We start from the raw sequence: 19450 nt of genomic DNA, 5'->3' as shown, positions 1-19450 counted from the left end.
ATGCGACGCACGAAGGCCTTGACCGCGCTGGCCGCTGCGGCCGTGACGGCCGGAGCTGTTCTCTTGGCAGGACAGGGATACGACGCCGCGCGTGTGCACATGGTCGCCGGCGCGATCTGGCTGACGTCCGTCCAAACAGGACAGGCCACGCTGGTGGACGGAGCGAGCGCCGAGGTCAAGGCGAGCGTGCGGGTCGCCAGGCCGGGCACCGCGTTCGACGTCGTCCAGCACGACGGCGCCGGTTACGCGCTGAACGCCGGGACCGGGCAGCTCAGCCGTGTCGACAGCGCCACGGAGGAGGTGTCCTCGCCGGTGTCCGTTCTCCCGGCGAGCGACGGACTCACCGGGAAAGCCGCCCCGGGCGTGCTCTACGCGGTCGACGTCCACAGTGGAACGGTGGCCTCGGCCGACGCGAGAACGCTGGCACCGCAAGGGGAACCCCTCATACTGGCCGAGTCGCTCAAGCCGGACAGCGTCTTCGTGGACGGCGGCGGACGGCTGTGGGCGATCGACGCCGGCTCCGGTGAACTGGTCTGGCTGGCCGCGGGCGAGCGGCGCAGGAGTTCCGTCTCGTTCGGGAACGGCCACCTCGCGATCACCGAGGGCAGGCCCGCCGTGGTGGACACCGCACGCGGCACGGTCGACCTGATCGACCCCGGGACCGGTGCTGTCACGCGCTCCTTGCGGGTGCCGCTGCACGAGAACGACGTGGTGGCTGTCAGCGGGTCCGCGGACCGTTCGCGCGTGCTCATCGCCAACAGCACGCGCGGCGAACTGGTCACGTGCGCGTTCGACGCCGGCGGCTGCGCCGATCCTGTCGAGATCGGTGCGGAGGGCGCCGACCTCGGGCCTCCCGCCGAGATCGGCAACCACGCCGTCGTGCCCGACCGCTCCACCGGGACGGCCACGATCGTCGACCTCGCCGGCACTCGGGTCGTCGCCCAGCGCGAGCTCTTCGCCCAGCCGGCCCGGTTCGAGTTGCTCACCCACGACGGCATCGTCTTCTTCAACGATCCCGCCGGTGACGGCGCCGGCGTGCTGGACCTGGACGGCGAGGTCCGGACGATCGTCAAGTACACCGAGCAGGGGGCGTCCGAGGGCGACGCCCCTCCCGCGCCGGAGCCGCGCGCGCAGGCGAACCAGGTGACGAAGATCGACAGCCGGAAGCAGCAACCGATCGCCGGGCTTCCCGGCCGGCAGGGCAGGACGTCCCTGACGACGCCACGGCCTCCAGCACCACCCACGCCTCCCGCCGCGTCGATCGTGGTCAGCCCGGCCGGCCGGGCGACGGTGGGCGACGAGCTCGACCTGAGGATGGTCCTGCGACCGGAAGGTGCCGCGGCCGTCCGCTGGTCGCTCGGCGACGGAACGGAACCGACCGGCGCCTCCGTGCGCCACCGCTGGCAGCGGCCCGGTGTCTTCACCGTCCGCGCGGAGGCGACCCTCGGCAACGGCACAGCCGTGCACGCGGAGACCGCGGTCACCGTCGATCCGGTGCAGGCGCCGCCGACGATCGCCCACCTCTCCGTCCAGAGACCGAAACCCGTGATCGGCGAGTCGGTGCGCTTCAGCGCCGACACCGGTGGGAAGCCGGACAGCTGGGCGTGGACCGTGACCAGGCCCGGTGCGGCAGCACCCGAGATCACCGCGCGCACCCCCGAGTTCGACCACAGGTTCGCCTCGCCGGGCGTCTACACGGTCTCGTTGAGGATCACGAGCGGAACCCTGAGCGCCGAGTCCTCCCGCCAGCTCACCGTCGCCCGCGGCGCCGTCAAGGGGTGGGGCTACAACTGGGGCGGCCAGCTGAACGTCCCGCAAGCGGCCCTGAGCGGCGTGGTCGAGATGGACGCGGGCCTCAACCACGGTCTGGCGCTGAAGGCGGACGGCTCCGTCGTCGCCTGGGGCTACAACGGCTACCAGCAGCTCAACGTGCCCTCGGAGGCGTTGAGCGGCGTGGTCGCGATCGCCGCCGGCGGCAACCACAACATGGCTCTGAAGAACGGCGGCGTCATCGCCTGGGGCAGCAACATCCTGGAACAGCTGCACGTGCCGCTGCAGGCCAAGAAGGACGTGGTCGCGATCGCCGCCGGGCACGACTTCAGCCTGGCGCTGAAGTCCGACGGCTCGGTGATCACCTGGGGTGTCGACGTGTGGCGCTTGACGCCGTTGCCGCTGTCGGTCCTGAGCGGCGTCACCGCCATCGCGGCCGGCGGCAGGCACGCGATGGCCATGAGGACGGACGGCTCCATCGTCGTCTGGGGTGAGACCAATCTCGGTGAGGCCAACGTGCCGTCCGAGGCCAAGAGCGGCGTCGCCACCATCGCCGCGGGGTTCATGTCCAGCTATGCCTGGAAAGCGGACGGCACGCTGATCGCCTGGGGTGACGACAAATGGGGTCAGGTGACACTTCCGGCGGAGGCGAGGAGTGGTGTGGTCGCCTTCGACGCCGACTTCGCGCACGGCTTGGCGTTGAAAGCGGATGGCAGAGTGATCGCCTGGGGCCACAGCGCGTTCGGCGAGTCGGTCGTGCCGCCTGAGTACAGCAGCGGCGTGCTCGCCGTGGCGGCCGGCGAGCGCTTCAGTCTCGTCCTGGTGTGACCGGTGGGGGGAAGAAGTCGATGGGGATGAGCAGACGAACCCAGGTCGTGACCGCGGCTGTCGCCGTGGCCACGACCGCGGCAGCCGTGCTCGTGGCCGGACCAGGGTTCGACACCGCACGGGTGCGGATGAGTTCCGGCTCGGTCTGGCTCGCGTCCAACCGGACCGGGACGGCGGTGCTGGCGGACGGCGCCACCGCGGAGCTGGTGACGTCGGTGCGGGTGGACGAGCCCGGCGCGGCGTTGAGCGTCGCCCAGCAGGGCAGTTCCGCGCTGGTCATGAACCAGGAGACCGGCGTGCTGAGCCGCATCGACAGTGCCACCCTCGACGTCACGCGTTCCGCGGCGGCGATGCCGGCGAGTCCCGGACTCGTCGTGGTGTCCGCGCGACACGTGGCCTACGGGGTGGACGTCCGCAGTGGAGAGGTCGTCTCGGTCGATCCGCAGACCGTCGCGCCACGAGGCCGGCAGCGGCTGGCCGAGTCGCTCAGTCAGGACAGTGTCGTCGTCGACGACCGTGATCGGTTGTGGGCGATCGACGACACGACCGGTGATCTGGTCTGGCTGGACGGGGACCAGCGGCGCACTCGTTCCACCGGGGCGAAGTCGGGTCGCCTCGCGCTCACCGCGGACCGTCTCGCACTGGTCGATCCCGAACGCGGCACGGCGGAGCTGCTCTCAGCGGAGACCGGCGCCGTCACCCGTTCCGCGCGGACCGGCCTGCGGGCCGGCGACACGATCGCCGTCAGCGGTTCCTCCGAGCGATCCCGGGTGCTCATCGCCAACAGCACCCGCGGCGAGCTCGTCGTCTGCGCGTTCGACACCGGCTCCTGTGACGAGCCCGTGCAGGTCGGCGTTCCTGGTGAGGAGCTCGGTCCCCCGCTGGAGATCGACGGCCACGCGGTGGTGCCCAACCACTCCACCGGGCAGGCCACGATCACCGACCTCACGACCGGGAAGGTCGACGCTCAGCGCGAACTCTTCGCGGAGCCGACCCGGTTCGAGCTGATCGCCCGCGACGGCGTCGTGTTCTTCAACGACCCGAACGGCAGCGTCGCCGGGGTGCTGGACCTGGCGGGCGAGGCCAGGACCATCTCCAAGTACCAGCGGGGGACCGAGGGCGAGTCCCCCACCTCTCCCGACCGCCCCGGCACGGCGGATCAGGTGGCGGCGGCCGATCGCCGCGAGCACAAGCCCGACGCAGGACTCACCGGGCCGCCGAAGCAGACGACCCGGCAGGCCCCGGTCTCGCCCGCGACGATCTCCTCGGCGTCCATCGCGGTCAGTCCCGGCAACCGCGGCGCGGCAGGTGACGAGTTCGAGCTGACGATGCTGCCGCGCCCGGCCGGTGCCGCCGCGGTGCGCTGGTCGTTCGGCGACGGTTCCGAGGCCTCTGGCGGCAACGTCCGCCACAGCTGGACCAGGCCGGGTGTCTTCACCGTCCGTGCCGAGGCCACGCTCCCCAACGGAACGAGAACGCACGCGGAGACCACGGTCACGATCGACCCGGCGCAGGCTCCGCTCTCCGTCACGCAGCTCGTCGTCCGGCGGCCCAAGCCGGTGATCGGTGAGCGGGTGAGCTTCAGCGCGGACAGCACCGGAAAGCCGGACCGGTGGAGCTGGACCGTCACGAGGCCGGGCACGATCGCGCCCGAGGTCACCGCGGACACGGCGGAGTTCGGCCACCGGTTCACCGTGCCCGGCGTCTACACCGTCTCGCTCACGATCACGAGCGGCACCAGGACAGCTCAGTCGTCCCGGAAGTTCACCGTGGCCCGCGGTGCTGTCGAGGCCTGGGGTGACAACACCTACGGGCAGACACAGGTGCCACCAGCGGCGTCAAGCGGCGTGATGGCGATCTCGGCCGGGTTCGAGCACAGCCTCGCGCTGAAGTCGGACGGCTCCGTCGTCGCCTGGGGCGACAACCGCTACGGGCAGGCTGAAGTTCCCGCCGAGGTGGCCGACGGGGTGGTCGCCATCGCCGCCGGCGGAATCTACAACATCGCGCTCAAGGAGGACGGCTCGGTCGTCGCCTGGGGCGGCGCCGTCCCGGGGTGGAACTCGGTGCCGCCGCACGCCCAACGCGACGTGGTCGCGATCTCCGCGGGCATGGCGCACAGTCTGGCGCTGAAGAGGGACGGCTCGGTCGTGGCCTGGGGCGATGACAGCTTCGGCGAAACCCACGTCCCGGCAGAGGCAGCGAGCGGTGTCGTCGCGATCGCCGCCGGTATCGCCTACAGCCTGGCCATCAAGGCGAACGGATCCGTGGTCGCCTGGGGCCAGGAGGACTATCCCTACCTGAAGTTGCCGCCCGAAGCCTCCAGTGGCGTGGTCGCGATCGCTGCGGGCGACGCCCCGCTGGCGATGAAGGCGGACGGCTCGCTCTTCCGCTGGGGCAGCTACCCGGCCTACGAGATACCGCCGGCGGCCCGGACCGGGGTCGCCTCGTTCGACACCAGCCACATGCACTTCCTCGCCCTCAAGACGGACGGCTCCGTGATCTCGTGGGGAGAGGACAACGCGGGCGAGACGTCGGTGCCTCCCGCGTACGGCCACGGCGTGCTGGCCGTGGCTGCGGGGAGCAAGTACAGCATGGTCCTGCTGGAAGGCCTCGGCTGACGGCTACGAGTAGCGGGACCGGGTGGCCTGGCGCAGCTCGCGCCAGGCCACGGCCACCTTCGCCGGGTCTCCGTCGAAGGCCCCGGAGCGCAGCAGGACCGAGTCCGCGTCCAGCCTGGCCGCGTTGCGCTGGTAGATGACCGAGTCGTCGTGGTCGAGACGCACGGCGAACTCGCCGAGCGACGAGAACGGGGCGTCGTGCAGTTCCAGCAGGCTGCGCAGGAACTCGTAGTCGGCGAAGGCCCAGTCGAACGCGCTGCCGTCCACGACGTTGAAGAACACGCGACTGAGCACCTGCCGCAGTTGCACGCTCAGCGCCTGCCGAGGAGGCGCTCCGCCCCAGTCGGGAAGCGCTGCCGCGTGCCGCGGGTCGACGACGTTGCGCAGGACGAGCGCTCGCAGGACCGGGGTCGTGCGTCCGTCGGCCGCGGTGGCGGAGGTGCGGCACAGCAGGCGGTGGACCAGGTCCTCCCGGCCCGTGGCGACGGCGGCCACGCCGATCACGCAGGTCAGCAGCAACGCCGGGTACGACGAGGCGTTGACCCAGACGTCCTGCGCACCTCGGTGCCGCGGCGCCGGGCGCAGGAAGCGTTCGACCAGGGCCGTCCACACCTCGTCGTGCCGCCGGTCGCCGGACCGCACGCCGATGGCGACCAGTCTCAGCAGCGGCGCCATGTCGTGCTCGTAGGCGGTGAGCCGCTTCTCCAGCGCCGCCGGCAGCTCGCTGTCGTCCAGGTGGCCGGAGGTGGGGTAGCGCGACTCCGTCAGCAGTTCGAGTGCCGCGGCTGCCGTCGCCTGGACGCGCTCGTGCACGGACAGTCCCAGCGGCTCGGACAGGGCCTGGCGGAACTCGGTGATCGGGCTGCGCAGTTCGCCCTCGGCCGGGCGCTCGGGGCGTGGGGCGGACGGGGCGGGCCTGGGCGTGACGAGTTCCGGCACCAGCTCGACCAGTTCGTCGACCAGGCGCGGGAGGTCCAGGTCGTCGCTGCGGTGGTGGATGCGCAGGTACTGGCAGCGCGCCACGCGCTTCAACGCGTCGGGCAGGTCTGCCTCTCGCAGCGGGTCGATGCCGTCCATCAGCACCGGGATGACGCGCAGGCCGCAGTCGAAGGCCTCGAGGATCTCGCGGCGCACCCAGTCGTCTGGCTTGTCGAGGCGGCGGACGCCCTCGCGGTCGACGGCGTTCACCCAGCGGGGGCCGATGAGGGCCAGGAGGACCTCGCACCGGCGCAGGCCGCTCAGGATCTCGCGGGAGAAGTCCTCGCCGAGGCGGATCGACTGGCTCGCGTAGAAGACCTGGTCAGCTCCGAAGCGCGCGCTCAACTCCCGCTTGATCAGGGCAGCCGCCCATTCACCGTCTCCGGTGCGGTAGTTGACGAACACGCCAGGCATCGCCCAAACCCTCTCACGTGAGGCTGTGGCGAGGAGATTACTGACCGCCTCCAAAGCGGTTTGCCACCCGGCGCTCTTCGCGGGCCTGTTCGACGCGTTCCTCCAGCGCCTCGAACCACTCGCGGCCCTGCCGGCCGCAGTTGTCGCGGATCTCGTGCTTGAGTTCGGACGTGTTGGCGTTCAGGGTGCGGACCATGTCGAGCCCCTGGTCGACCTGCGACCGGAGCTCGCCCTGCGACCTCTGCAGATGTGCCGCGGCGGCGCGCATCTCGGCGCGGGCCTGCTTGCTCACCACGAGCTGGAGCGGTGCGACTCGGGCGTGCCGGACGACGAACGCCATGGTGCGCAACGAGGTCTGCGCGGACCCGTAGGCCAGGTGCGCGGTGTCGGCGCACTGGTACGACTCGCGGTGGAAGACGCGCAGGGAGTGGAACTCGACGTCGGGCCGTGCCGGGTTCCTGGCCTGGAGTTTGACCAGGCGGGCCTGCACCTGTTCGGCCTGGCGGCGCACTCGGGCGTTCTCGGCGCGGACCCGTTTCAGCGTGCGGTCGGCCTCGGCGGCCGCGGCACGCACCTCCTCGACGGTGACGCGGCGGGGGCGGCGGTCCCACAACGCCATCACGACGAGCACGACGACGCCGGTCAGCGCCGCGCCGACGAAGAGCGACATGCCGTCGTCGATGACGTGTTCGCCGGGGACGGAAGGCTTCTTCATCAGGAACACGAAGGCGTTCATGGACGCCAGCAGCGTCACGCCGCGCAGGAGCAGACCCGGCCAGCGCTTCAGCACCGGTGAGCCGCGCAGCCGGCCGTTCCTGTTCAGCGCGAACCGGACCAGCAGCACGCCCAGCGGCAGCGACACGGCCGCGCCCCACAGCCACTCGCGCAGGTAGACCGCGTGTTCGGGGACGTCGTCGAGGACGATGCGCGCCGCGATCGCCGGTGACACCAGCACCATCGCCAGCGGCAACCCGAAGAACAGGACGAGGAACGCGAGCGCGCAGCCGCCGCAGCCGCTCCGGTCGCGGCTCACCGGCGGTGGCGGCCGGGCCTGCGGCCGGCGGGGGCGAGCGCGGCCGCGCCGGAGCCGTTGAGCACCTTGTCGATGACGTTCGCGACGCCGCCGGTGAGGTCGGCGTGGTGCTGAACGAGCATGGTGGTGAAGTGCGAGGTCAGGTCGATGTAGGCACGGCGTTCCTCCAGGGCCAGCCCCGGTTTCACGGTCTCGCGCTGCATGTTGACCATGCACTCCCGCAGCGCCGCGGCACTGCGGTCCGCCCTGCCCAGGTGCTTCTGCATCTGGCGCAGGGTGGTGGAGGACTCGCGGCGGCGCTGGTCCAGCAACGCCAGCTTGATCTCCTTGTCGTGCGCGGCTTTCGACTCACCGACCCGGCGCATCTCGGTGTTCAACGCGTACGACTCGGCGACGCACCGCCCGGCGGGCCCGAGCGGGCTCAGCGAGTCGGCGATGCGTGTCACCGTCTCGCTGAACCTGACGTCGTTTCCCTCGACCGTGACCAAACCCATGGCAGGTTCATCCACCCCGCCGGGCAGAGCGTTACAGCCCGAACGAACCGCTTCAGGGCGTCGAGATCACCCGGTCGCGGGGCTGGTGACGGCGTTCGCGATCCTCAGCGTCATCTGCTGCTGCGAGCTGTCGCGGACCGTCGGCGTGAACGAGTACGCGATGCGCCGCTGCCCGTCCCGCGTCGAGAACACGCCCGCGTTGAAGCCGTACCACTCCCCCGTCTTGCCCCACACCTCGACGCCGTTGATCGTGAAGGTCTGCAGGCCCGTCGCGTACGAGGCGGGCGAACCGTCCACCATGGACACCTTCGGCACGGTGAACATCTTCTCCAGCAGGTCTTTCCGCACCAGCCGGCCGTCGAACAGGGCGGCGCTGAACCTGGTGAGGTCGCCGGTCGTGGAGACCATGTCGCCTTCGCCGTGGGCCCTGGAGGAGTTGTAGTCGCTGACGTCGACCAGGCCTTGGCCCGGCACGTTCAGGTAGCCGTGGACGTGCGCGCCGCGGATCCGCGTCTCGTCGCGGCCCGGTACGTAGGTCCTGGTGAGGCCGAGCGGCCGGGTGATGCGCTTTTCCACTTCCTGCGCCAGATCGCGGCCGGTGACCTTCTCGATGACCATCGTGGCGAGCAGGTAGTTGATGCCCCGGTACTCCTGCTTCGTGCCCGCCGGGAACTTGGGCTCTGTCGGCGGGACCAACGCCCTGAGCTGCTCGGGTGTCCACTTGTCGTACCGGTGCGCGAGGACCTTCTCCGGCGTGCTCAGGTCGGGGTAGCCGACCTCGTTCGGGATTCCGCTGGTGTGGTTGAGCAACTGCCCCACCGTCACCGCGTCGATGGACTCCGGCAGGTCGGGGAAGTAGTGCCGGACCTTCGTGTCCAGGCTGAGTTCGCGTTCCGCCACCAACTGCAGCGCGACCGTCGCCACGAACACCTTGGTGACGCTGCCGATCCGGAACCGGTCGTCCGGCCGGACCGCGCGCCGTTGATCGGCCAGGCCTTCGGCGCCGTACCAGCGGCCCGCCTCACCGGAGACCCTCAGCTGCGCCGACGTCACGACCGGATGTTCCAGGTCGGCGATGGCCGCGTGCAGCAGTTCCGGTTGCAGCGGCGGTAAAGGCGTCACCGCGACCATGGCGGCGATCAGGAGTGACTTCATGATCACCACCGTGCCGCGAACGATGGCGCACGACCATGGCGCTGGCCCCCGCGCTCGCGGTAGGGCCAGCACCAAGTCGTTCTACCGCTAGCGAACCGCGCGCACGCCGTTCGCGAAGAACGCCAGCCGGACCTCGCGGTCCATCGCCCGCTCCGGGTGGTCCATCAGGCCGAACGCCAGGCCGTCGGCGCTCGTGATGCCCGCGACGTCCTCGAACGACCCGTCCGGGTTGGAGTCCTTCTCGTACCGCAGTGCGACGCGGTAGCCCTCGGTCTCACTGCCCGGGTCGAAGCGGCCTTCGCCGTGCGCGCACGGGAAGGTGAGGGTCTGACCGCCCAGGCCGGTGAGCCACGGGCTGTCGTTGTCGGTGTCGACGACGTGCCGCTGGTTCTCCTCGTTGCGGAACGTGCCGGCGCTGTTGACCTTCAGGCCGACCTTGCCGAAGCAGCCGCCGCGCACCGCGATCTGGAACCCGTTGCAGATGCCGAGCAGCGGACGCGTGCGGCACGCCTCGAACTGGTCCGCGAGATGGCTGCGCAGCAACGCCGCCGCCACCGCGCCACCGCCGAGGTGGTCGCCGAACGAGAACCCGCCGGGGATGCAGAGGATGTCGGCGTCGTCGAGCCGTTCGGTGCCCGCCAGCAGGTCGGCCGCGAACCTCATCCTCGGCTCGGCACCCACCTCGGCGAACGCTCGGACGGTCTCCTCCTGGCAGTTGGTGCCGGGCAGGTACAGGACGTTGACGGTCGGCTTCATGCGATCCTCGCCGTGAACGAGTTGAGCCAGCCGTCGCGCGCGGCCGGAGCGAACAGGTCGATGCCTTCGAGCACGATTCCGGTGCCCTCCAGCGTGCCTTCGAGCACGCCGAGGACGACGGGGTTGAGCTCGGCGGGCAGCGCGGCGACGTCCTCGGGGGCGACCTCGACGACGGCGCCGACGCGGTGTTCGGCGAAGAGCGACTCGGTGGTCGCGGACTCCAGCTTCACGCCGATGCCGCTGGCGAGCACGCCCTGGGCGAGCACACCCGCGACGCCGCCGGCGCCGATGCGGGCACCGCTGCGCAGCAGGGCCCTGCTCGCGGTGAGCGCGGCCAGGTAGCTGTCCACATCGGACAGTTCCAGGTCGTCGAGCGCGCCGATCGGCAGGCCGAGCTTGCGCGCGGCGACCGTGCCGACCGGGGAGCCCGTGGCCAGGCCGATGCGCACGAGCACGTTGCCCGCCGTGGTCCACTGCTCGCGCAGCAGGTCGTCGGTGTGCGGAACCTTGCCCAGCGCGGACAGGAACACCGCGGGCGGCACGCTGACGAGCCCCTCGTCGGTCTGCACGGAACCGGCCGACGAGTCCTTGCCCGAGATCAGCGGCACGCCGAAGTGGCGGACCAGCACCGCGAGCTCGTCGACCATGCCGACCAGCCACTCCCGCCAGTGCGGCGAGAGGTGCGGGGTGTAGAAGTTGTCGCACATGCAGATGTCCTTGACGGCGACACCCGCGAGCACCTGGCCCGCGATCGCCGCGCAGAACATCTGACGGGTCGCGGCGACCGGGTCCGCGTCGAACATCCACGGGTTGAACGCGGTGTTGAGCACGGCGGCGGCCTGCGAACCGTTGACCGGCGTGCCCGCCCAGTAGGCCGTGCGGACCGAGTTCTCGGTGCCGTAGTGCGGGCCGTACCAGGTGTTGCCCTGGACCGTGGAGTCGTACTGCGAGTCGGCGAAGTGCTGGGAGGCGACCTCCGCGTCGGCGACGACCTCCTCCAGCAGCCCGGCGAGCTGCGTCGGAGCCAGCTCCGGCCACTCGACCACGTCGGACGGACGCGGCGGCGGACCGACCTCGAACCGTTCGACCTCGATGTCGAGCAGGTCGTACGCCACGTCGAAGCCGAGCTCGCCCTGGTGCGCGGGAACGGCGTCCGGCGCGGCGGCGATCAGGGCCTCCTCGGTCAGATCCGGCGCGTGGAACACGTGGTAGCGACCCGTGTCCGCGAACCGGCCGATGACCGTCGAACGCACCATGTGGCGGTCGAGGATCTTCTTCGCCCGCTCCTGGTGCTCCGGCGGCACGGCGAGCAGCATGCGTTCCTGCGACTCGGACAGCAGGATCCGCCACATCGGCAGCGCCGCGGTCTTCAACGGCACCAGCGCGGTGTTGATCCACACGCCGCACGCCTCGCCGATCTCACCGACGGCGGAGTTCAGGCCGGCGCCACCGACGTCGGTCAGCGCGCTCATGCAGCCCGCCTCGCGCAGCTCGATCAGCGCCTTGCGGAACTTGACCTGCTCCAGCGGCGCGCCGATCTGCACGGCGGCGGTGTCCATCACGGCGCCGGCGGAACTCGCGGACGCCCCGTGGATGCCCTCGTTGCCCGTCAGGCCGCCGATCAGCACGACGAAGTCGCCGGGCCGCGGCGTGCCGCGCTGCGCCGCCGACACGGGCAGCAGGCCGATGCTGCCGCCGAGCGCGAACGGCTTGGCGCGGTACGCGGGGTGGAACGTCATGCGCGACGACATCATCGGCACGCCGAACGTGTTGCCGTACTCCTTGATCGCGCGGATCGTCTCGCCGGCGAGCCTGCGCGCGTCCGGGCGGCCCTTGATCGGCGCGGGCGCCTCGGGCTCACCGATCGCGGTGTACTCGAAGCTGCCGATGGGGTCTGCACTCAGACCGGTACCGAGGATGTCGCGCAGCACGCCGCCGAGCTTGGTCAGCTGGCCGAAGTAGCCGGAGATCGCCGACGGACCGTTGTGCGTCTCGGCCTTGATGGCGATCGCGTGGCCGTCGTAGAAGTCCCAGACGCCCGCGTTGTCGTGGAACATGCTCAGCACGTTCGGGTTGTCGACGTCCTTCGCGGCCTGCACGAGCCTGCCGAGCAGACTGCCCAGCGACTTCCACGTGGTGTGCGCGCAGTGGTCGCTCCAGCGGGCGTCCAGCGCCTCCAGCAGGACGTCCGTGACGAACTCGTCGCCGAGCGTCTGCTGGACGTGCTGCACGTGCTTCATCTGGACGAGCGAGAGGTTGCGGCCCCCGGCCACCCCCAGCTCGGTGAGCCCGGCGTCGTCGAGCCCGCGCAGGTCGTACTGCGCGGCGGACTCGTAGTGGCCCTGCGGCACGAGGGTGTCGTAGTGCGGTTCCTCGTCGTGCAGCTCTTCGATCGTCGCGTTGAACCGCGTCGAGGCGATCAGGTCCCGCAGCTTCGGCGACGCCGACCGGTAGCTGGTCGCGACCTTGCCGGCCCTGGCCTTCACGCCGAGCAGCCCGCACACGGTGATGATCGAGTCGCTCTCGTTGTCGACCACGCCGCGCTTGTAGGCGACCTGCACGGCGCCCGCGTCCAACGGCTGGTCCAGCGAGACCTCGACGTCGAGCTGGTCGCCGAGCACGGCGGCCACCTCGGTCAGCGCGGCCGGGTCCGGCGCGCCCTCGAACTCGACGTAGTAGTCGCGCCACACCTCGAGGTCGTCGAGCTCCCACGATCGGCCGAGCTCACGGATGTCGGGCTCCGCGATGCCCGCGGAGCGAACCGAGAACTTGTGGATCAACAATCCTCCTGGAGCTGAACGGTCGGAGCCAATTGTCCTGGGAGGCGACCGCGCTCGAGCAGGCACCCAGGCAACCGGGCGAGGCCGCACTGCGACACATGCAGCACCCTAGGCGGTGAGGCCGTTCCGACCCGCATCGGCGGAGCGCGACGCGCGTCACTCACACGCGCGAAAAAGGCTCGCCACCGTTCCCCGAGTCGGGGGACCCTGGCGAGCGACGTGCAGAAGATGATATGACTCGCCGAATTCCGAGTGGACCGGAATTCAGATTGGCAACTTTTTGTCCACCCATTGGCATTGATCGCGAGAATCAGCCCACTCATCGGTCACCAGACGCATCTGTTCCACGAAAATCTCACCCAACTCGGTGAGCGTCCCGGACGCGGCCAAAGAACGGATCGCGGAGCGGGTGGCGCTACTCCAGCGGTCGAATTCCGCGCGTGCTTCCCGGTCGTCGTACCGACTCCAGAAAGCGGACACGGCGAGATGCGCGTATACGCCCTGCAGAACGGCGACGGGTGGGCGGGGATCCCTGCGCCAGGCCACGCTCATGCGGCGCGGGGAAAGGCTGTCGACCAAAGGAAACAGGTCCAGCAACGCGGACAGCTTGCCGTGCTGCACCTCGTGCGCGAGCGCCACGGCCATCACGCGCGGGTCGTCCGGAAGGGACATCGCGACGCAGCCGAACGCGTTCGCGAAGGTCAGCGCGGCGTGGCCGGAGCCGGACGTGGAGAGCGGGGTGAGCACGGACAGCGTCGCCGCGACCTCCTCCGCCACCGGGCGGTGCCGCTCCACGAGCAGGCACCAGGCCACGGAGAGGCGCTCCCACCAGCGGCTTTCCTCCCCCAACGGCAGGGTGTCGTGGGCGCGGACCTGGTCGGGGAGGTTCTGCTCGCCGGTGCCGTCGACCACCAGCGTCAGCCTCAGGCCGTCGTGTTCGGCGTGCAGCCGGCCCACCGGCCGCCAGTGCTCGGTGGCGCCGGACAGGTCGCTGTGCGCCACGCCGTCGGACGCGAAACTGCCTCCCGCCGTGGTCACGACGCGCACCGGGCGTGAGGTCACGGGGCGGAACGTGCCCAACGACGGCAGCACCACGGCGACCGCGCCTGGTATCTCCACCACGCCGTCAACGCCGGCGCGGACCCGTGCGGCGGCCAGGACGGCGGCCAGCTGATCAGGCGCGGCGGCTGCTCCCGCCTGCAACCGCGCCGTCGTGCGCACCGCCCACGCGCCCACCCTCGGATAGTCCAGAACAGCGCACATCGCCGCCGTCGGCACGGCTCTGAGCTGCTCGTACGCGGTTCTGGCCACGGCGGCGGCCGGGTGGCGGGCGCGCTCGGCCAGGTCGACCATGGCGTGGACGAGCAGGAGGGTCCGGCTGCGGCGCACCTCGGCGAGCAAGGCCACGGCGGCCGGTCCGCCGCCTCCCCTCGCCAGTGCGGCGAACATGGCCGGATCCATCTCGTGCGTGGTCATCGCGCGGCCCTGGACAAGGCCGCGACGTCCCGCGTCAGGCGGTCTCTCACGTGCGAGATCAGGGCGTAGAGGTCCGCGCAGTACACGGACGGGTTCAGGAACGAGCCGGCCCGGTAGCGGTGCGCGTAAACCCCGCCTCCGCACACTTCGCGCAGGTCACAGGCCTCACAGGCGGCGGACAGACGCGTGTTCTGCTGGGCGATCACGCCGGGGGCGCGCAGCGCGTCGTCCAGTGACGAGGAGCCGATGTCCAGACCGGTCGCGGCGGCACCCTCGAACGCCGAGGTCAGCATGTCCGAGACCTCGATGGCGCCGTCGGTCTCGATCACCACCGTGGCGGGCGCGGACGTGCCGAAGCCCTCGACCGCCGACCGTCCGCCCAGCAGCACGTTGATGATCTCCGCGAAGCCTCTGACCTGCGTCTCACCGCCGGAGTACCAGCGGTCGAACACCGCGATGAGCCAGTCCGCGTAGGACCCGGCGGGCGGTGGCGAGGACCAGTTCGCGTTCGGCAGCAGGAAGTCCACGACCGGTGGCGCGAACGGCAGCAACGCCTCGTACGTCCGCACCGGGTCGTTCGCGAGGTCGATCGTGCAGAGCAGGCCGCCGTAGATCGACCGTCCGGCGAGCAGGCGCACCGCCGCGGCCGCCGCGTCGTAGCTGCCGCTGCCGTCGGGGCGGCGACGGTGCCGGTCGTGCGCCTCCTTGTCGCCGTCGAGGCTCACACCAACACGAACTCCCAGGTCAGAGAGCACATCAACGGTCGGTGCGTCGAGCAGGACACCGTTGGTCTGCATCGCGAACCGCACCGGTGCCACCGCCCCGATGACATGCACGGCCTCGGCCAGACGCGCCACACCGGCCAGCAACGGCTCACCGCCGTGGAACACCACCTCGACTTCGGAGAGCCCGTGCGCGCGTACGTGCTCCTCGATCCGCAGCGCCACCTGACGCACGATCTCCGGCGACATGGTGCGGTCGCGCAGCCGCCAGCGCTGGTCCCGCATCGTGTAGACGTAGCAGTGATCGCACGCCAGATCGCACCGCGCGTGCATCTTGAGGATCACCTGCCGGAATGGTCGCCCCATGCCGCACCGCTTCCGCCACGATTGATGGAATCTCCGCCCAGGTGGCCGATCGACACACCTCGCGGCTCCCCCGATAATGCCGGACACCAAACTCATCGGAGTGAAGAATCCACCCAATTAGATTGGGTCGCCCGCTAACACGTCAAGGCCACTCCGAGACTCTACTATTGTCTGGCACCGCAAAGGGGCGGAGATGGGACGGTGCCGGACGCATGACGGAGCAGCACGCCAGCCTGAAGTCTGATCTGGTCGATCTGAGCGGGGTGGATTTTGATCAGCTCGACGCACTGCCGTCGTCGGTTCTGACCAGATCTCTCCACCGGGTGCTGCGGGAAAACGCGTCGAACGCGGACCACTACGCGGCCTTCCAGAACACGATCTGACGAGAGCTCACCGTGGAGCGAGGATGACCGACGATCGACCACCGCCCGGCAAACCGAGGATCGTCGCGTTCGCGTCGCCGACGAACGGCGTCTGGCGCACCGAGGTGGTCGCGAACGTCGCGTGGACGCTCGCCGCGGCGGGCAGGCGCGTGGCGATCGCGGACTGGGGCAGCGACGCCCCGCACGTGCACGACTACCTCCAGCCGTTCCAGACCCGCGTGCTGACGGTCCAGGAACTGCTCGACGAGGTACTGGACGACACGAGGTTCAGCACGCCCGCGCGGCACCTGCTCTTCGACGAGAAGGTCTACCCGCGGATGGAGGCGCGGCGCTACGAACTGCCGGGCGGCCTCGGGCGGATCGACGTCCTCGCCTCACCCGAGCCGGGCACGCCGGTGCGCGGGTTCGATCCGGCCGACCGCGACCTCGGCGAGATCGAGACGCTGCGCGCGGGCATCCAGCGTTCGGTCTACGACCACGTGCTGATCGACTCACCCGCCCCGCTGTCGCCGGAGCTCGCCGCCAAGATGGCGCGCCTGTGCGACGTGGTCGCGCTCTGCTTCGAGCCGCTGAACAGCAGCATCCGGCAGGCCGCGTGGTTCGCGGGCGAGGTCTGGGACGCCGCCCCGGTCAGCATCCGCGTGCTCGCCGTGCCGGTGCGTCACGACGAGACGGACAAGGACAAGGCCGAACGCACGCTCACCGTCGTCGGCGCGGCGTTCCACTCGTTGCTCACCCACGAGACGGACGAGTTCGGCAGGACCATGTCCGCCGAGGTGGTGGGAATCCCGCCGCACGACGCCAGTTCGCTCGCGGAGACGCTCGCCGTGCTGGCAGGCGACGACCCCGCACAGCCGGAGGCGTACCAACGACTCGTCACGGCCCTCGGTGGCACAGCGGCCGGACCACCGCGCACGCTCACGGTGGACCTGCTGGAGAGCTACCGGCGCAGTGTCGGCCTGTTGCCCACCCTCGTCGCGCTGGAGTGGGCGCCGCGGGACCGGCCGTGGGCGGACTGGGTGCGTTCGCAGCTGATCGTCGCCGGGGCGCAGGTGGCCGACAGCACGGAGGTCCCCGGCACCACGCTCGTGCGCATCTGCTCGAAGCACCCGCTGCCACCCTCGACGGCCGGCGGCAGGACGATCGCGATCACCGTCGACGAGACCGGACTGCCGCCAGGACTGGCCTCGGCGACGCACGTGCCGCTGGCCGGCGTGGACGAGATCACCTCCCGCACCCGCGTGCTCGAAGCGCTCTCGTTCGTGCCGGGCCCGGCCGGCTCCGGCACCCGCTTTCCCCGTGCCGTCAGCAGGAACCAGCGCACCCTGCCGCCCAGGCTCGGCCTGTTCGCCGGACGGGGCGCCGAGCTGGAGGCGATGCGGGACGACCTCGCCGGAGCGGACCTGCCGCGCACGTGGTGGCTCACCGGTGCCGACGGCGTGGGCAAGAGCGAACTGGTCAAGGAGTACGCCCACCGGTTCGAGTTCGACTACGAGCACGTCTGGTGGATCCCCGCGGCCGACCGGATGACGATCACGGAGAGCCTCGCGAAGCTGGCGCGCGTGCTCGGCGTCCCCGCGGAGAACCAGGTCACCCAGAAGGTGCTGGACCTGCTCGGCAGGTCCGACGAGTCCAAGCGCTGGCTGCTCGTCTACGACGGCGCGGACGAGCCGGGGGTGCTCGACGGACTGGTGCCCACGCGCGGCTGCGGCCACGTCGTCGTCACCTCGCGGTCGCGGCCCGCCGACGTGGACGCCGTGACCCTCGGCCCGTTCACGCCGGACGACAGCGTCGAGTACCTGCGCGCCTCCCTCGACCACGTGGGGGAGGCGGATCTCCGCGAGGTCGCGGACCGCGTCGCGCACCAGCCGCTCGCGTTGCGGCTCGCGCGGGCGTGGATCGTCCAGACGGCGCGCCTGGCGCGACAGCAGGCCGACTCCAGGGAGAACGCCGAGATCCGTGCGGCACAGGAGTTCTGCGCCCTCTCCGACGCGCTCGGCGACGGCCCGGCCATTCCGCGCACGGTCCAGCTGACCGTGAACACCCTGCAGCAGCACGAACTCGGGCGTTCGGTGCTCAGGGTCGCCGGGGTGTGCTCGTTCCTCTCCCCCGACGGCATCGCACTGTCGTTGCTGCACAAGGTTTCCCTGCTCGCGGCGGTGTCCGATTCGCTGGACGACGTCGAACTCGACGGCATCCTGTGGCACGGCGTCTGCTACGGGATGTTCCACGTCTCGTGGCGCCATCCGGGCACGGTGGCCGCGCATCCGCTGCTTCTCTCGCACATCGCCGCGCTCGCGTCCGACGAGGAACTCTCCGCCATCCGCACGGCCGTGCAAGAAGGGCTCGCCGTGATCGCGCCGTCCGAGAGCGAACTCGACCAGGCGTGCGCCGGCGAGTTGCGGGAGCTGGGCAAGCACATCGTGCCGAGCGGCGCACCGTTGTCGGACTCCCTTCCGGTGCGCCGCTGGCTGGTCAGTCAGATGGGCCACTTCCTGCGCGAGGGCGATCAGGAGGCGTGGCTGTTCGCCACCGCGTTGTGCGAGCAGTTGCTGGAGCGCTGGCCGGAGGAGGACGCGCCGGGCCTGCGCATGCGGTTGCGGTTCCACCTCGGCAACCTCTACCGGTACCTCGACCAGCCGATCAACGCGCTCACGGTCGACGAGAGGCTGCTCGCGGACCAGCGCCGGATCCTCGGCCGTGAACACCCCAGGACGTTGCGCACCGCACGCGGTGTGGCGCACGGGCAACGGGTGCTCGGCCTGTTCACGGAAGCGCTGATCGAGGAACAGGCGACCGTGCGGGGACTGCGCCGGGTGCTGGGCGACTACCACCCGGACACGTTGCGGGCGACCAACAACCTGGCCCAGTCGCTGTTCCTCGCCGGCGAGCCCGGTCAGGCGCTGGAGGTGCAGCGCACCAACAGGGACCGCAGGCGCGAGGTGCTCGGGCCCGACCACCTCGACGTCTGGTGGTCGGCCTGCAGCATCGGCACCTACCTGCGCGAGCTGGGCCGCTACGACGAGGCGTGGAGCGAGCTGCAGACGGCCAAGCAGCGGGTGGCGCAGCTGCCGGGGGCGCCCCGGCACCTGCTGCGGATCAAGTGGAACCAGGCGATCATCCTGCGGCGCAGGGGCGAGAGCTCCAACGCGAAGGCCGCGACGTGGGAGGTGCTGACCGAGTACCGCCAGACGTTCGGCGAGGACCACCCCGACACGAGGGCGTGCAAGCTCAGCTTCGCCGCGGACCACTTCGCGGTGGGCGAGTTCGACGTCGCGGTCGCCCAGGCGCGCGAGTGTCTGAACGGCTACTGGCAACGCACCGGGCCGTTCCACGCGTTCTCCCTGATGTGCCAGCTCGACCACGCGATCTTCCAGCACTGGCTGGGAAACGTGCCCGAAGTGGCACTGCTGTCGGTCAAGGAGGCCCGTGCCGGTCTGATCACCAGGCTCGGCGACGTGCACCCGTGGGCGCTGGCCGGACGTCTCGCGCACGCCGTGGTGCTCGGGCGGACCTCGGACACCGACCTCGGCCGGCAGCTGCTCGTGGACGTGCACGACGACTGCGTGGAATACCTCGGGGCGATGCATCCGACCACGACGACCGCGGCGGCGAACCTGGACGCGTCCGCGAACGAATGGCAATGCGTAGTGCTCGACGTACCGGAGATGTGAGGA

12 protein-coding genes are annotated in these 19450 nt (G+C 70.7%); 4 read left to right on the top strand and 8 right to left on the bottom strand.

Going from position 1 to position 19450, the window contains the following annotated elements; genetic code table 11:
- Both ACIQF0_RS02595 and ACIQF0_RS02590 read left to right on the top strand, forming a co-directional pair.
- Positions 1 to 2598: a PKD domain-containing protein gene (locus ACIQF0_RS02595; RefSeq protein WP_401023702.1), complete on the top strand. Its 2598-nt coding sequence runs from the start codon at positions 1 to 3 to the stop codon at positions 2596 to 2598.
- Between the two features lie 26 nt (positions 2599 to 2624).
- Positions 2625 to 5216, top strand: coding sequence for a PKD domain-containing protein (locus ACIQF0_RS02590; protein WP_401023700.1), 2592 nt, complete (start codon positions 2625 to 2627; stop codon positions 5214 to 5216).
- Positions 5217 to 5219: 3 nt separating this feature from the next.
- Here the strand turns inward: ACIQF0_RS02590 and ACIQF0_RS02585 are convergent, their stop codons facing one another.
- The 8 genes from ACIQF0_RS02585 to ACIQF0_RS02550 all read right to left on the bottom strand — a co-directional run bounded on the left by ACIQF0_RS02585 (position 5220) and on the right by ACIQF0_RS02550 (position 15390).
- The gene (locus tag ACIQF0_RS02585) at positions 5220 to 6608 is read right to left on the bottom strand and encodes a toll/interleukin-1 receptor domain-containing protein (protein WP_401023698.1); all 1389 of its coding nucleotides are present in this window, start codon (positions 6606 to 6608) and stop codon (positions 5220 to 5222) included.
- Positions 6609 to 6645: 37 nt separating this feature from the next.
- Complete coding sequence (locus ACIQF0_RS02580) at positions 6646 to 7641, bottom strand: hypothetical protein (RefSeq protein ID WP_401023696.1); 996 nt, start codon at positions 7639 to 7641, stop codon at positions 6646 to 6648.
- Complete coding sequence (locus ACIQF0_RS02575) at positions 7638 to 8135, bottom strand: hypothetical protein (protein ID WP_360030972.1); 498 nt, start codon at positions 8133 to 8135, stop codon at positions 7638 to 7640. Before ACIQF0_RS02575 ends, ACIQF0_RS02580 begins: the two co-directional genes overlap by 4 nt.
- 66 nt (positions 8136 to 8201) lie before the next feature.
- Entirely contained in the window at positions 8202 to 9290 is a 1089-nt protein-coding gene (locus ACIQF0_RS02570) for a serine hydrolase domain-containing protein (protein WP_401023694.1), read from the bottom strand.
- A gap of 87 nt (positions 9291 to 9377) precedes the next feature.
- Complete coding sequence (locus ACIQF0_RS02565) at positions 9378 to 10046, bottom strand: phosphoribosylformylglycinamidine synthase subunit PurQ (protein WP_401023692.1); 669 nt, start codon at positions 10044 to 10046, stop codon at positions 9378 to 9380.
- Positions 10043 to 12826 (bottom strand): AIR synthase-related protein, encoded by a 2784-nt coding sequence (locus ACIQF0_RS02560; RefSeq protein WP_401023690.1) that lies wholly within the window; start codon positions 12824 to 12826, stop codon positions 10043 to 10045. The genes ACIQF0_RS02565 and ACIQF0_RS02560 overlap by 4 nt, the downstream gene beginning before the upstream one ends.
- 264 nt (positions 12827 to 13090) lie before the next feature.
- Positions 13091 to 14302, bottom strand: a complete 1212-nt coding sequence (locus ACIQF0_RS02555) for an aKG-HExxH-type peptide beta-hydroxylase (RefSeq protein ID WP_401023688.1) — start codon at positions 14300 to 14302, stop codon at positions 13091 to 13093.
- Entirely contained in the window at positions 14299 to 15390 is a 1092-nt protein-coding gene (locus ACIQF0_RS02550; RefSeq protein WP_401023687.1) for an FxsB family cyclophane-forming radical SAM/SPASM peptide maturase, read from the bottom strand. Before ACIQF0_RS02550 ends, ACIQF0_RS02555 begins: the two co-directional genes overlap by 4 nt.
- Before the next feature lie 212 nt (positions 15391 to 15602).
- Here ACIQF0_RS02550 and fxsA point away from each other — a divergent pair, with 212 nt between their 5' ends.
- Together fxsA and fxsT are read left to right on the top strand one after the other, a co-directional pair.
- A complete protein-coding gene (fxsA, locus tag ACIQF0_RS02545; RefSeq protein WP_360030984.1) occupies positions 15603 to 15773 on the top strand; it encodes an FxSxx-COOH cyclophane-containing RiPP peptide in 171 nt (56 codons plus the stop codon).
- A gap of 23 nt (positions 15774 to 15796) precedes the next feature.
- Positions 15797 to 19447, top strand: a complete 3651-nt coding sequence (fxsT, locus tag ACIQF0_RS02540; RefSeq protein WP_401023686.1) for an FxSxx-COOH system tetratricopeptide repeat protein — start codon at positions 15797 to 15799, stop codon at positions 19445 to 19447.
- Positions 19448 to 19450: the final 3 nt, after the last annotated feature.

This window comes from Lentzea sp. NPDC092896, assembly GCF_044754905.1.
In the GTDB taxonomy this organism is placed as follows: domain Bacteria; phylum Actinomycetota; class Actinomycetes; order Mycobacteriales; family Pseudonocardiaceae; genus Lentzea.
This window is presented reverse-complemented; position numbering and strand designations above follow the sequence as displayed.

Excerpts from the sequence above, each read along its gene's own strand:
- fxsA (WP_360030984.1), top strand. The coding sequence starts at position 15,603 with ATGACGGAGCAGCACGCCAGCCTGAAGTCTGATCTGGTCGATCTGAGC.
- ACIQF0_RS02585 (WP_401023698.1), bottom strand. The coding sequence starts at position 6,608 with ATGCCTGGCGTGTTCGTCAACTACCGCACCGGAGACGGTGAATGGGCG.
- fxsT (WP_401023686.1), top strand. The coding sequence starts at position 15,797 with ATGACCGACGATCGACCACCGCCCGGCAAACCGAGGATCGTCGCGTTC.
- ACIQF0_RS02590 (WP_401023700.1), top strand. The coding sequence starts at position 2,625 with ATGAGCAGACGAACCCAGGTCGTGACCGCGGCTGTCGCCGTGGCCACG.
- ACIQF0_RS02565 (WP_401023692.1), bottom strand. The coding sequence starts at position 10,046 with ATGAAGCCGACCGTCAACGTCCTGTACCTGCCCGGCACCAACTGCCAG.
- ACIQF0_RS02575 (WP_360030972.1), bottom strand. The coding sequence starts at position 8,135 with ATGGGTTTGGTCACGGTCGAGGGAAACGACGTCAGGTTCAGCGAGACG.
- ACIQF0_RS02555 (WP_401023688.1), bottom strand. The coding sequence starts at position 14,302 with ATGACCACGCACGAGATGGATCCGGCCATGTTCGCCGCACTGGCGAGG.
- ACIQF0_RS02570 (WP_401023694.1), bottom strand. The coding sequence starts at position 9,290 with ATGAAGTCACTCCTGATCGCCGCCATGGTCGCGGTGACGCCTTTACCG.
- ACIQF0_RS02595 (WP_401023702.1), top strand. The coding sequence starts at position 1 with ATGCGACGCACGAAGGCCTTGACCGCGCTGGCCGCTGCGGCCGTGACG.
- ACIQF0_RS02550 (WP_401023687.1), bottom strand. The coding sequence starts at position 15,390 with ATGGGGCGACCATTCCGGCAGGTGATCCTCAAGATGCACGCGCGGTGC.